The sequence below is a fragment of the candidate division KSB1 bacterium genome (assembly GCA_034506335.1).
In the GTDB taxonomy this organism is placed as follows: Bacteria; Zhuqueibacterota; Zhuqueibacteria; order JANLFK01; family Oleimicrobiaceae; genus Oleimicrobium.
The window spans coordinates 22,427-35,617 of record JAPDPR010000012.1 but is presented as its reverse complement, the minus strand read 5'-3'; the positions used below and the strand labels follow the sequence as shown (position 1 = coordinate 35,617).

At 58.1% G+C, this 13,191-nt stretch carries 12 protein-coding genes and 5 tRNA genes; all 17 read right to left on the bottom strand.

What is annotated here, in order from left to right:
* Nucleotides 1-11: 11 nt before the first annotated feature.
* The 17 genes from pheT to gap all read right to left on the bottom strand — a co-directional run bounded on the left by pheT (nt 12) and on the right by gap (nt 13,173).
* Nucleotides 12-2,393: a phenylalanine--tRNA ligase subunit beta gene (pheT, locus tag ONB25_05900; protein ID MDZ7392411.1), complete on the bottom strand. Its 2,382-nt coding sequence runs from the start codon at nt 2,391-2,393 to the stop codon at nt 12-14.
* Nucleotides 2,394-2,417: 24 nt separating this feature from the next.
* Nucleotides 2,418-3,446 carry a phenylalanine--tRNA ligase subunit alpha gene (gene pheS, locus ONB25_05895; GenBank protein MDZ7392410.1) on the bottom strand — a complete coding sequence of 343 codons (1,029 nt, stop codon included), beginning with the start codon at nt 3,444-3,446 and terminating at the stop codon, nt 2,418-2,420.
* Nucleotides 3,447-3,450: 4 nt separating this feature from the next.
* Nucleotides 3,451-3,798 (bottom strand): 50S ribosomal protein L20, encoded by a 348-nt coding sequence (rplT, locus tag ONB25_05890; GenBank protein MDZ7392409.1) that lies wholly within the window; start codon nt 3,796-3,798, stop codon nt 3,451-3,453.
* 33 nt (nt 3,799-3,831) lie between these two features.
* On the bottom strand, nt 3,832-4,026 hold the full coding sequence (rpmI, locus tag ONB25_05885; protein MDZ7392408.1) for a 50S ribosomal protein L35: 195 nt from the start codon (nt 4,024-4,026) through the stop codon (nt 3,832-3,834).
* An 18-nt stretch (nt 4,027-4,044) separates the two neighbouring features.
* Nucleotides 4,045-4,554, bottom strand: coding sequence for a translation initiation factor IF-3 (infC, locus tag ONB25_05880; GenBank protein ID MDZ7392407.1), 510 nt, complete (start codon nt 4,552-4,554; stop codon nt 4,045-4,047).
* A gap of 35 nt (nt 4,555-4,589) precedes the next feature.
* On the bottom strand, nt 4,590-6,503 hold the full coding sequence (thrS, locus tag ONB25_05875) for a threonine--tRNA ligase (GenBank protein MDZ7392406.1): 1,914 nt from the start codon (nt 6,501-6,503) through the stop codon (nt 4,590-4,592).
* Between the two features lie 70 nt (nt 6,504-6,573).
* Nucleotides 6,574-6,650, bottom strand: a tRNA-Val gene (locus ONB25_05870).
* Between the two features lie 101 nt (nt 6,651-6,751).
* Nucleotides 6,752-6,837, bottom strand: a tRNA-Leu gene (locus ONB25_05865).
* A gap of 26 nt (nt 6,838-6,863) precedes the next feature.
* Nucleotides 6,864-6,936: transfer RNA gene (locus ONB25_05860), tRNA-Cys, on the bottom strand.
* A 6-nt stretch (nt 6,937-6,942) separates the two neighbouring features.
* Nucleotides 6,943-7,017: transfer RNA gene (locus ONB25_05855), tRNA-Gly, on the bottom strand.
* 76 nt (nt 7,018-7,093) lie between these two features.
* Nucleotides 7,094-8,353: a 4Fe-4S binding protein gene (locus tag ONB25_05850; GenBank protein MDZ7392405.1), complete on the bottom strand. Its 1,260-nt coding sequence runs from the start codon at nt 8,351-8,353 to the stop codon at nt 7,094-7,096.
* A 337-nt stretch (nt 8,354-8,690) separates the two neighbouring features.
* Entirely contained in the window at nt 8,691-9,620 is a 930-nt protein-coding gene (locus ONB25_05845) for a DUF362 domain-containing protein (protein ID MDZ7392404.1), read from the bottom strand.
* Nucleotides 9,621-9,700: 80 nt separating this feature from the next.
* Nucleotides 9,701-10,732: a tetratricopeptide repeat protein gene (locus ONB25_05840; protein MDZ7392403.1), complete on the bottom strand. Its 1,032-nt coding sequence runs from the start codon at nt 10,730-10,732 to the stop codon at nt 9,701-9,703.
* A gap of 43 nt (nt 10,733-10,775) precedes the next feature.
* Nucleotides 10,776-10,859, bottom strand: a tRNA-Leu gene (locus ONB25_05835).
* A 42-nt stretch (nt 10,860-10,901) separates the two neighbouring features.
* Nucleotides 10,902-11,270: a preprotein translocase subunit SecG gene (gene secG, locus ONB25_05830; GenBank protein MDZ7392402.1), complete on the bottom strand. Its 369-nt coding sequence runs from the start codon at nt 11,268-11,270 to the stop codon at nt 10,902-10,904.
* A gap of 56 nt (nt 11,271-11,326) precedes the next feature.
* Entirely contained in the window at nt 11,327-12,085 is a 759-nt protein-coding gene (tpiA, locus tag ONB25_05825) for a triose-phosphate isomerase (protein ID MDZ7392401.1), read from the bottom strand.
* Nucleotides 12,086-12,159: 74 nt separating this feature from the next.
* A complete protein-coding gene (gene gap / locus ONB25_05820) occupies nt 12,160-13,173 on the bottom strand; it encodes a type I glyceraldehyde-3-phosphate dehydrogenase (protein MDZ7392400.1) in 1,014 nt (337 codons plus the stop codon).
* Nucleotides 13,174-13,191 lie beyond the last annotated feature (18 nt).

Sequence of the window (13,191 nt, the reverse complement as noted above, 5' to 3'; positions counted from 1 at the left end):
CCCGATTCCACTCACGACCTCAGCACCGCGCCGGTCTTTTCGCGCAAGCCGTTCACGATGCGGTCCATCGCCTCATCCACTTCCTCATCGCGCAGGGTACGATCCTCTTCCTGGAAGGTCAGAGAGAAGGTAAGGCTCTTCTTCCCCGGCGGAATCTGCTTTCCAAGAAAGAGATCCACCACTTGCACGTCCCGCAGAATTCGCCCACCAAAGGTGCGAATGGCCTGCAGAAGCTCTTCCACGTGCACCCTTTGGTCCACGACGACGGAAAGGTCCCTGGGAGCATGTGGAAAACGTGGCACCGGTCGATACACCGCTGGCCGTAGCGCATACTCGCGCACCAGCTCTAAGAGAACTTCTATGGCGAAGACCTGGCGTCGCTCGATGTCAAAGTGGTCGAGCACTTCTTGCGTCACCTGACCGAACCGTACCACTGGCCGACCGTCCACCAATACCTGCAGACCTCCTTGCTTGCAGACCCGCCAATTGCCTGGGGCGAATTTCGGCGCAGGGACGCGCCAAAAGGCACACAGAGCCTCTACAAGGCCTTTCGCATCGAACAACGTCACTTCGCGGTGTTCAGCGGACCAGTTGCGGGGGCGCACCAGCCCGGTGAGCACCACGCCAAGAGCCTTCCACTCCTGATAACCTTCCCCAGTCTTGGAAAAGCACCGCCCCATCTCGAAAACCCGCACCGTCGCAGCTCCACGATTCACGTTGTAGGCGCAGACTTGGAGCAAACCTGGGATAAGGCTTGGACGTAGCGATGAGTATTCCTCACTCAGTGGGTTCTTCAATCGGACGAGGTCCCCCTCTCGCGCAAAAGCAGCAACACGCGTCGAGTCAAGCAGACTGATGGTGCATGCTTCGAAGAAGCCCAGGCCTATCAGGCACTGCCGTGCACGCTCCTCAAGCAGGTCTTGGAACATCTGAGGCCGAGCCTGCTCAATGGTAGAGACCGTACGGGCCGGTATGCGGTCGTACCCCCATACGCGCGCTACTTCCTCAATCAAGTCGACTTCCCGCTCCAGGTCCGGCCGAAACGTGGGTACGCGTACGCTCAACACGTCGTTCCGTTCTTCCACCTCCGCACCGAGAGCAGTCAGAATTCGCACACAGTCCTTGGTTGGGATATCAGCCCCAAGCACATGGCCCACGCGCTGGGGACGGAGGTTGATCTGCTTTGGCGCGATCGGTGACGGGTACACGTCCACAACCCCTTGTGCGACTTTACCGTCGCACAGCGTGACCATCAGCTGCGCGGCCCGCTCGGAAGCAAAGAGCACGCCGTTGGGGTCCACCCCGCGCTCGAAGCGCTGTGAGGACTCGGTCGATATTCCCAAGGCCTTGGAGGTTCGGCGAATGCTCTGAGGGGCAAAGTACGCACTCTCCAAAAGCACCCGGCTGGTGCTTGCACTCACCTCCGAGTTCAACCCACCCATCACACCGGCGATTGCCACAGGCCGGACACCATCGCAGATCAGCAGCATACCTTCGCGCAACAGATGGCTCTTGCCGTCAAGGGTGGTGAACTCTTCGCCTTCTACGGCCTGGCGCACTTCAATCCGCTCTTCCTCAATCAAGTCGTAATCAAAGGCGTGCAGGGGCTGCCCGGTCTCCAGCATCACATAGTTGGTCACATCCACGATATTGTTGATGGAACGAAGCCCGACAGCGTACAAGCGGCTCGCAAGCCACCACGGCGACGGTCCCACTTTCACATCGTATAGAAAGCGGGCCGAATACCGTGGACACCCCTGCAGGTCCTTTACCGCCACCTCGACTCGCTCCTGGGTTGAGAGGTCGGCGGTGGGCAGTGACACGGAGGGTCGTGTGAGGACATGGCCGAACCTGGCAGCGAGCTCGCGCGCGACACCAATGACCGAGAGGCAGTCCGGACGATTTGGGGTCACGTTCAGCTCGAGCACATAGTCTTCGGCAGGCACAAGAGCTGAGAGGCTTTCCCCGACCTTCGCGTTGTCCGCGAGCGTCATGATAAACTCTCCCCGCTCGCTGATGCCCAGCTCCAGCTCCGAGCAGAGCATTGCCTGCGACGTGACGCCTCCAAACTCTCGCGGCCCAATGACTGTTCCATTGGCGAGAACTGCCCCGGGCAAAGCCACCGCCACCTGAAGGCCTGGCGCCACATTGGGCGCCCCGCACACGACGACAAGGGTCTCCCGCCCTATGCTGACCAGGCAACGCTTGAGCGAAGAGGAGCCATCCAGCGGTTCAATCGCCCGCACCTCGCCGACCACCACGCGCGAAAAATCCCGGTGTAGAGGCGTGATCCCCTCGACCTCGATCCCTTGGTTGGTCAAGGCAGAAGCAGCCTCTTCGACCGAGACGGTCAGAGGCACATACTCCTTAAGCCATGTGTACGTTACTTTCACGACAAGGACGCCACGAATAGCCGTTCAGAATTGCTGGAGGAAGCGCAAGTCGTTATCATAAAACAGGCGAATATCATCCACCTGGTACATGAGCATGGCGATGCGTTCCACACCCATGCCGAAGGCGTAGCCGGTGTACTTCTCTGGGTCGTACCCTACGAAGCGAAACACTGCCGGATCCACCATACCGGCGCCAGAGATCTCCAGCCAGCCTGTCCCTTTGCACACGCGGCACCCTTTGCCGCCACACATGATGCAGGAGAAATCATACTCCGCGCTGGGCTCGGTGAAAGGAAAAAAACTCGGTCGAAAGCGAATCCGCACCTCCGGACCAAACAACCGCTTCGCAAATGTTTCAACCACGCCTTTAAGGTCGGCAAAGGTTACACCTTCGTCCACGCACAAACCTTCCACCTGATGGAACACCGGTGAGTGCGTCGCGTCAGGCGTGTCCTTACGATAACACCGGCCCGGGGCTATCATGCGCACTGGCGGGCGGCAGCGCTCCATGGTGCGGATTTGTACTGGCGACGTGTGCGTGCGCATGAGAAAGGGACTCTCGAGGTAGAAGGTGTCCTGCAGATCGCGCGACGGGTGGTCAGCAGGAACATTCAGTGCCTCAAAGTTGTGGTAGTCATCCTCGATCTCCGGCCCTTCCTCGACCGTGAACCCCATGCCGTAGAAGATTTCTTTGATGCGGTCCATCACCTGCAGCACCGGATGGCGGGCTCCGATGAAGGGCACAAGGCCAGGGAGGGTGTAGTCCACCTCCTCCTTTTCGGACTCTGGGGCAATCAGTTCCTCGCGGCGCCTCGCCAGCGCCTCGCCCCATTCTGTCCGGAGCTCGTTCAAGGTCTTGCCCAAGAGGCGGCGGTCCTCAGGGCCAAGGCTCGGCAGTAGATCGAAGTATCGCGCTAAGACTCCCTTCCTTCCCAAGTAGCGCACGCGCACCTCATCCACGGCCCTTGGCTCGCCCGCTTGGGCCAGTTCGCGTGCGAACGCTTTGCGCTGACCTTCGACCTCGGCCAAAAGCTCTGTCAGACCTTCACCCATCGCCTCAGCTCTTGACGCTCTCCACGACTTTCTGGAATGCAGCCGGATCGGTCACTGCAAGATCGGCAAGTTGCTTGCGGTCCAATTCAATGTGTTTGTCTTTGAGCAATCCCATAAACGTCGAATAGCTCAAGCCATGGAGGCGCACCGCTGCGTTGATGCGCGCGATCCAAAGGCGACGAAAATCCCTGCGGCGTTGGCGGCGGTCACGATACGCATACTGCCAAGCCCGCTCCACGCTCTCCTTCGCTGAACGCAGCAGGCGGCTTTTGCCGCCCCAATAGCCCTTCGCGTGGTGCAGGATCTTCTTACGTCGCCGATGGGAAGGCACACTGTATGTTGCTCGTGGCATAAGATTCCTCCTCAGAAAAAAACTAAACGGGGTCTATCGGCCCAGAAGCCGAAGTGCCCGTCGTGTATCACTGGCCGAAACCAAAGTGGCTTTGCGCAGATTCCGTTTCCGCTTCGCGGACTTTTTTGTCAACAAATGGCTCGCACAGGCTTTGTAACGCCGGACATGCCCGCCTCCTGTTATCCGGAACCTCTTGGCTGCTGCCCGGTTTGTCCTTATCTTGGGCATTGTTCACCCGCTCCTTTCTCACTTCTTCACAAAGTACGCGATGATCGTCCTGTTTTCAAACTGGGGTTCCCGTTCCAACTTGGCCACATCCTCCAAGTCCGCCGTGAGGCGTTCGATGATCTTGGTGCCAAACTCCTGATAGGCCATCTCACGCCCTCGGAACATTACGGTCACTTTGACTCTATTGCCCTCCTCGATGAACTTGCGGATATGGTTACGCTTAAATTCATAGTCGTGCGTTTCGATTTTCGGCCGCAGTCGGATCTCTTTCACATGAATCACATGTTGCTTTTTCTTGGTGAGCTTTTCTTTCTTGCTCACCTCGTACAGATACTTGCCGAAATCCATGATCTTGCACACGGGTGGCGTGGAGTTTGGCGCCACTTCGACAAGATCCAGACCCGCCTGGGCAGCCAGTTCCAGGGCCCGATCCACCGTGACGATACCCACCTGGGCCCCATCTGCACCGATCAGCCGCACGGATGGTGCAGTGATCTGGTCGTTCACGCGGACTGTTCGCTTCTTGATGGCTGACCTCCTTGAGTTTGGTCTGCAAGTGTTGCCTACTGAGGGGCCTTGCTGGCGATTTCACCACCAATTAGTTGCAGGAATCGCTCTACCGGCATTTGTCCCAAATCCCCCATCCGCCGCCTACGTACCGCTACCTGCCCGCTGGCCGCCTCCTTGGCACCCACTACGAGCATGTACGGAATCTTTGCCAATTCTGCCTCGCGAATCTTGTGGCCAATCTTCTCGCTGCTGTCATCCAGCAGAGCGCGAATACCCGCGGTCCGCAGCTGCTCAACTACCTGTGAAGCATACTCTCTGTTTTGGTCCGAGACAGGCAGTACGATGGCTTGAACTGGGGCCAACCAGATCGGAAAAGCCCCGGCATAGTGCTCGATGAGAATGCCGAAAAACCGCTCCATCGACCCCAACAAGGCGCGGTGGATCATGATGGGGCGATGTGGCCTGTTGTCCTCGCCAACATAGGTCAGGTCAAATCGTTCCGGCTCATTAAAATCAACTTGTACGGTGGTGCACTGCCACGATCTCCCCAAGACGTCCTTGATCTTGATGTCGATCTTGGGACCGTAGAATACACCCTCCCCCGGGTCTATCTGGTAGCTGATTCCCTTTCGCTCCAGGGTGTCTCGCAGCGCCGATGTGGCCCGCTCCCAGTTTTCGAGAGACCCCACGTAGCGCTCTGGCCTTGTCGAGAGGAACACCTCGTACTCGTGAAAGCCGAACGAGCCCAACATGTGCATAGTCAAGTCCAGTACGCCGGCAATCTCTGCATCCAGCTGGTCTGGACGCAGAAAGAGGTGGGCATCGTCCTGGGTAAAACCGCGCACGCGCAGCAAACCGTGCAACACCCCAGAGCGTTCGTAACGGTACACGGTGCCCAGCTCTGCCCAGCGCAGCGGCAACTCGCGATAGCTGCGGGTCCTACTCTTGTATACGACCAGGTGGAAGGGGCAGTTCATGGGCTTGATCTGATAAGGAACTTCCTCCACCTCAGTCGGGGCAAACATGTTTTCGCGAAAAAAGTCCAAATGCCCGCTTCGTGCCCAAAGGTCGAGCCGTGCAAGATGTGGGCTGTAAAGGAGTTCGTATCCGTGCTTCAGGTGTTCGCGCCGCCAAAAGTCTTCGATAAGGTGGCGGACCAAAGCCCCTTTGGGGTGCCAGAGCACAAGACCTGGCCCTATCTCATCAGAAATGCTGAAGAGGTCCAGGTCCTTTCCCAGCCGGCGGTGGTCCCTTTTGCGTGCTTCTTCCTGTCGCGCCACATACTCATCAAGCTGAGCCTTCTCAGGGAAAGAGATGCCATAGATGCGCTGGAGCATGGGGTTGTGCTCGTCGCCACGCCAATATGCACCCGCCACGCTCAGCAGCTTAAAATGCTTGATCAGACCCGTAGCCGGCACGTGCGGCCCCCGGCACAGATCCACGAAATCGCCCTCTTCATAGATGATCGCCGGCTCTTCCATCTCGGCAAGCAGCTCGAGTTTGTACGTTTCGCCCCGCTGTTGAAAGAGCTTCCTCGCCTCTTCCTTGCTCAGCTCGCGGCGACGAAAGGCGTTGTTCTCTTCGACGATGGCCCGCATCTCGGCTTCGATCTTGCCAAGATCCTCAGGGGTAAAGGCATTCTGGACGTCAATGTCGTAGTAGAATCCCGCCTCAATGGCCGGCCCAATACCAAAGCGTGCCTCCGGGTAAAGGCGTTTCACCGCATGGGCCATGATATGGGCCGTGCTGTGCCAGTAGGTCTCCCTCCCTTCCTGGTCCTCGAAGGTAAGAATGCGCACGTCGGCGTCCTGGAAGATGGGGCTGGAAAGGTCCACAAGCCGACCGTCTACCTTTGCAGCCAAGGCGTTGGCGGCCAGACGCGCGTCGACCCGTTGAGCAACCTGCGCCACAGTCACTCCAGGTTCGGTCTGAAGCTCGCAGTTGTCAGGAAGGCGAATCGTGATCATGTTCGATCCAGATGACACCGCACCTTTGCGTAGATACAAAAAAATTGCGGAAACCGCAATTGAGGGACATTGGTGGGCGGTACTGGATTTGAACCAGTGACCCCTTGCATGTCAAGCAAGTACTCTGACCAACTGAGCTAACCGCCCGAAGTGGATTGAAAGAAAAAAAGCGTGCCATGTACACAGTGGTCACGCTTCCTGTCTATGTAAATGGCACCGATGCTCTGCGTGCGAATGTCCCATTGTCGTGCCGAGGGCCGGAGTCGAACCGGCACGGACCCGGAAGTCCAAGGGATTTTAAGTCCCTAGCGTCTACCAGTTCCGCCACCCCGGCGCATTGCGGCTCTATCGAAAACACAGAGGCGGCGATCGGAGTCGAACCGATGAATAGAGGTTTTGCAGACCTCCGCCTTAGCCACTTGGCTACGCCGCCCACTCGTGGAGCGGGAGACGGGGGTTGAACCCGCGACCCCCACCTTGGCAAGGTGGTGTTCTACCACTGAACTACTCCCGCGGTGCCTGAAATATAAACAAAACTTGCGTGCCATGCAAGCATTTTTTTCGCGCTCCAGAGAACCCGCGACTATCCGTCAGGACGAACGGCGCCAACGCTCTTCCCCAGCGTTGGTGACAAAGATCCCGGCACTCCCGGTGACCGGACACTTGGTGACGCAAATGCCACATCCGATACACAGTTCTTCCACGACATATGGGAGCTTAACGATCGCCTGCGTCCCATCCGGTCGTCGCACAGATCGAACATCAAAACGGATGGCCTTGTCCGGCACCGGACAGTGTTCCTCACACACCAAGCAATCCTCTCCCCGGTACCAGGGGATGCACCGACTCTTGTCGAAGAAGGCCGTGCCCATCTTGGTGTGCTGCTTTGTCTCTAGGGGCAGTCTCTGAATCGCGCCGGTCGGGCATACCTCCCCGCAAAGTGTACACGTGTACTCGCAGTACCCTTGGCGGGGCTTGGAAATGGGCGTCCACAGCCCACTGAGACCGCTCTCCCACAGCGAGGGCTGCAAGCACCCACCGGTCGTGGAGCACGCTTTCACACAGGCCTGGCAGCGAACACACCGGTCCATGAACTCTGCCTCGGGCAATGCACCCGGGGGACGAATTACCGCACCCACCTTCTCTCGGTCCACAAACCCGACTCCCAAGACGCTGACGGCCGCCAGACCAGTCACACTTGCCCCCAAGAATCGCCGCCTGTCCAAGTCGACCTCGCCTCCTCGCATCGGTCGACCGAAGCGATAGTGAATGGAGCCAACCGGGCACACCGCGACGCACTCGCCACAGGCAATGCATTCCACCGCGGAGGAACTGACATAGTCATCTTCAACCGCGTTCATTCGGCAGCGATTCTTGCAAAGACCGCACCCGGTACAGCTGGTTTCCACCTCCCGATGCAATAGTCGCCACTGTGAGAAGACACCAAGCAACGCACCAAGCGGGCAGATAGAACGGCACCAAAAACGCCTGCTCGCGCGTTCCAGCATGAGGATGAACAGAAACAGTATGCAGAACAGCCCGGCAAGCTGGAAGGATGGCTGCGCCAATGGGAAAAGGTGTGCCTGAAGAACCATATAACCTTTGCGCGCCGCCCCTTCAAGAAGGGGTAATCGTTCCATGGCAGCAATAAGGTGTTGAACCGCGTAGGTAAGCACCGGGTACAGCACCGTACCGACCGTGCGCGTCATGATGACGATGGGGTCAAAGGGCCAGAGGAGTTGTAGACCCAGGAGCGCAGCGAAAAGGATTGCCACGAGCAGAGCAAATTTGAGCCAGCGCCACCTTCGCGGGTTTTGAAGTCCTGTCCTGGTGCGCGAAGGACGTCTCAACCTGTGCCAGCAGTCAAGGGAGGTGCCGAGTGGGCACACCCAACCACAGAAAACTCGACCCAACGGCACGGCGACCGCAAGCACCACGAGCCCGAGGACCAAAGTCCCGATCCAAGAGCGTGTGGCCAACATTGTCGTAAGCGCGACCAAGGGGTCGCCTTGAAGGAAAAGGTCAGAGGGAGGAGCCCCTTTGTACGGGAAAGCGGCACGCCAGATAAGCCAAAGAAACAGAAGAAAGAAGAGGGTTTGTGAAATTCGACGAGCAGTGCGCATGCTGTTCAGTGGGTTCGTCTGTGAGGCTGCAAAGGGAACCGTACTCAGAAGACAAAGGGAGCGCTCAGGAGGAGCCCTCCCGCAACGTAGTTTTCTGGATTCTTAGTTTGGTCAGGTCTATCTTGCCCAACCCCCGCTGTGCTGCTTCCACCAGAAAACCCATCTTTTCGGGTTGGAGCCCGAAGACCTGGGCCCCATAGGCATCCACCGCGACTCTATCCACGCCGGCGACGACCGTGTCCATAACCCGCACATCGCGCACATTGCCCCCTTGGGGCCCATTGCGTACCAGCACGCGAGTGGCGTCAAGCACGGTCAGCTGGGGCCGCAGCACTGTGTTGATATCTGAGATCTTCTTGTCAAAGCTGTGGTGAAGCTGACCACGGTCGCCGCCTAGGACACCCATCATGTTTTTCAGCCCCATTGTGAGACCCGAGACGGAGTGATGCTTGAGAATGGGTACGTTGATCAGGACATCCGCCTCGAGAACATCGCGGTACATGGGCCAGGACTTGAGCAGTTCGCCCTCTGGGATATGGACCTCGCGGAATCTTTGCTCCATGACGAAGCTGACCTCTGCCCCCTCCTTGGCAGCAGCTGCTTGGATGCCGCTCCGCTGGTAACAACGCCTTGGTTCATTGCACGTGCGGTCGAACACTTTGACTTTGCGCGCACCCGCCTCAATGCAAAGACGAACTATTTCCGCCACGACCTCCGGGTTGGTATTGGCGGCTTGTTCCGGCAGCCTGTCCCAGGACATGTTTGGCTTCACGACCACCACATCGCCGCGACGAACAAAGGCACCTATCCCACCCAACAGATTGAGTGCGTGCCGAACGTTTTCTCTCGGCGAGGGGCCTTGGACCACCACCAACTCCGGAGTTAGACTGTTCACCTGGCCCCGTAGAAGGCGCAATCCTGGAGGAATTGTGCAGCTCAGAGCCACACCCGTGGCGAATTTGGCGAGAAACTCTCTGCGACTGATTTCGGCCATGTTGCCGGAGTCTCTTCTTCTGGCCCAAAAGCAAAAGACCCGTCACGCGGACGGGTCGCAAAAACTCCCGAACCCCCGTGTCACTTCTTCTTCAACTCATCGATGTGGTATTGGGCGGCTGGGGCCCAGCGTCGATCTTTTGCGGCAAGCTCAAAGTAGGCCAGTGCCTTGTCCTTCTCCCCCAGTCCCTCAGCCGCGCGTCCTGCTTCGAACTGGGCCGGCGCAAAACCTTCCTTGTACTTTAGGCACATTTCCGCCGCCTCGAGGGCTTCCCGGTATCGGCCAAGGTTGTTGAAAATTTCGGCCAAGCGGTAATGACTGAAGTAGTAGTTCTCCTTGATAGCCAGCGCCGTCTGATGCGCCAGGATCGCCTCTTGAAACTTGCCCTGGTCCGAGAGAGCCACGCCCAGGCTGCCAAACGCCTGGTAGTAGTTGGGGTCCACTTGTGTCGCCTTCCGGAAAGCCTCTGCGGCTTTGGCAGGATCCTTCAAGTGGTTTTGGTAGACGGTTCCCAGGTTGTAGTACGCTTTCGCATTCTGTGGGTCATAGCTCAGGGCTTTAGTATATACGTCTATGGCTTCGGTATACTTCCCCATCTGCTGGAAAAGGTTACCGAGTGCAGTATAAGCTTCATCATACACGGGGTCCAGCGCTACTGCCTTTTGGTATGCGGCCAAAGCCTCGTCAAAACGACGGAGCTTGGATAGCGCCAACCCGCGACCGTAGAAAGCTTTGGCGAAGGTGCTGTCCTGAGCAATGGCCTGCTCATAAGCCTTGAGGGCCTCCTCATACCGACCTGTCTTGGCAAAGGTGTTGCCCTCGTTATAGGCACGCTTTGCCGCCGCCTGCCGTTCCTGCAGCGCCTTGTCTTGCAGCAGCTCCTTGCCCAGCACTTCGATCTCGGCCGAGAGCTTGTCGTATTGAGCCTTAAGCTCATTGTACTTTTCGGGTGTCACCCCCGGTGCCTGCATTTGAGCTGTAAGCTCCTTGAGCTGCAGAACCTTCTGATCGTATAGGACCTTCTTGTCCTGCGCCAACGCCGCCCACGAAACTAGCACGACCATGCACAGAACGCCAATCGCCACGGTTCTGGTCCGGTGTGTTGGCTTCATTGTAGCCATTCCTCCTTGACTTGCTCCGCTCTTACCCCATGTGTGCCGAAGGCGGGATTCGAACCCGCACACCCGGTGGGTACTGCCCCCTCAAGACAGCGTGTCTACCAAATTCCACCACTTCGGCATTCTGTTTTCCTCGCCCGAGGCGAGAAAACTATCCGTTGAGCTAAGGCTCAGGGTTTGCTGGTGCGCTTTGTTCCCCCGCCTCCTGCTCGGTCGGGACCACCGGTAAGACCGACGCAGGAGTGGAGCCCCTCTTGCTGCGCTCTTCTTCCACTACGCTTTTTTCTCGTGGCATAACCCCACGGGTCATAAGACCCAAGGTCATCGATAGCACCATGAAAACGGCAGCCAGTCCGATGGTGATCTTGCTCAACAAGGGTGCTGCCCCTCGGCCTCCAAACATAGCGCCAACAGTCCCACCCCCACCAAAGGCTCCGGCGAGCCCACCACCCTTGCTCGATTGGAGCAGGATAGCGATGGTCATGAGCACGCACACAAAAACATGAATCAACAGCAGAAAAGTATAGAGCACGTTTCCTCCTGCGCTACCTTTGGTCAGCGCCTTCCCTTGTCCAGCAGCCTTCGGGTTTAGAGCGCAGCTTTAACAATTGCCGCGAACGAGTCCGCATCTAAGCTGGCGCCGCCCACCAGGGCACCATCTACATCGGGCAACGTGAGCAGGGAACGCGCATTGTCCGGCTTGACGCTTCCGCCGTATTGGATCCGAATGGCCTCGGCGCACCCATCGCCGGCCATCTCCGCGATGAGCTTTCGTATGAAGCTATGCGCCTCTTGCGCCTGTTCGGGGGTTGCATTTACGCCCGTACCAATAGCCCACACAGGCTCGTAGGCGATCACCACGTTGCGTAGTTCCTCGGGCCGGAGCCCATGCAGCCCGGTACGCAGCTGCCGTTCCAGCACCCGCAACGTCTCTCCTGCGTTCCGTTGCTCTAGCGTCTCCCCGATGCAGACGATGGGCGTCAGCCCGGCCTGGAGCGCGGCATTCAGCCGACGGTTGACCGTCTCATCCGTCTCGCCGAAGAACTGCCGCCGCTCCGAGTGTCCGATAATGACGTAGCGTGCGCCGGTAGACTTGATCATCTCACCGGACACTTCGCCCGTGAGCGCGCCGGTGCGCTCCCAGTGCATGTGTTGAGCGCCCCACTCGATGCCGCATTCGCGCAGTATCTCCGCAACCGCCAGCAAGTCGGTAAACGGTGGGATCACCACCACATCTACTCTCTTTACTTCATTCACAAGACGAACCTTGAGGGCCTTAGCCAACTCTTTGGCCTCACTGACCGTCTTGTGCATCTTCCAATTGCCGGCGATTATCTTCCTGCGCATGAAATTATCGTGTCCTTTTCAGCAGACGCAAATCACCTGTTGTGTGCAACGCAAAGTTCTGCCAAAAGTTCCTCTTAGGCCATCTTCTTCATCAGGTCCACTACCCTGCAAGAGTAGCCCCACTCGTTGTCATACCAGGCAAGCACCTTCACGAAGCGACCCTTGCCCGAGGCGTCTTCGGCCATCACGTTGGTCGACTCTGCATCGAATATCGCCGAGTGGCTATTGCCGATGATATCGCACGAGACGATCGGGTCCTCAGTGTACTCGATGATCCCCTTCATCGGGCCTTTGGCTGCCTCCTTCATTGCCGCATTGATCTCCTCTGCCGTGACGGCTACCTTCAGCTCGGCAACAAAGTCGACGATGGAGCCATCTGCCACCGGCACGCGAAGGGCAAGACCGTCCAGCTTACCTTTCAACTCGGGGATGACCTTGCCGACGGTTCTGGCCGCGCCCGTAGTTGTCGGGATAATGGAAGCTGCTGCAGCACGAGCCCGGCGAAGATCCTTATGCGGGAGGTCCAAGATGCGCTGATCGTTGGTGTAAGCATGCACGGTGGTCATGAAGCCTTTCACCACGCCGAACTTGTCATGCAAGACCTTCACTATCGGGGCCAGGCAGTTTGTAGTACACGAAGCGTTAGAAACGATGGCGTGCTCTGGCTTCAGCATGTGGTCGTTAACGCCCACCACGATGGTGGCGTCGATCTCGTCTTTAGCGGGAACGGTCAGCACCACTTTCTTCGCGCCGGCTGCCAGGTGCTTCGCTACCTGCTCGCGCTTGCGGAACACGCCCGTGGCCTCCACGACTATGTCGACCTGCTTTGACTTCCAGGGCAGCTTGGCCGGATCAGTCTCGGCGGTCACCTCGTAGGCACGCCCGTTCACCACGATGGCGTTCCCCTCGGCCTTCACGTCGCCCTTAAATCGCCCATGAACCGAATCGTATTTCAGCAGATGGGCCAGGGTTGGTGCATCAGTGATATCGTTGATGTGGACTACCTCGAACGCCTTGTCCTGCTCCAAGATGCGGAAGACCAGCCGCCCAATGCGCCCAAATCCGTTGATTGCAACCTTTGTCGCCATGCTCTTATCCTCCTGACC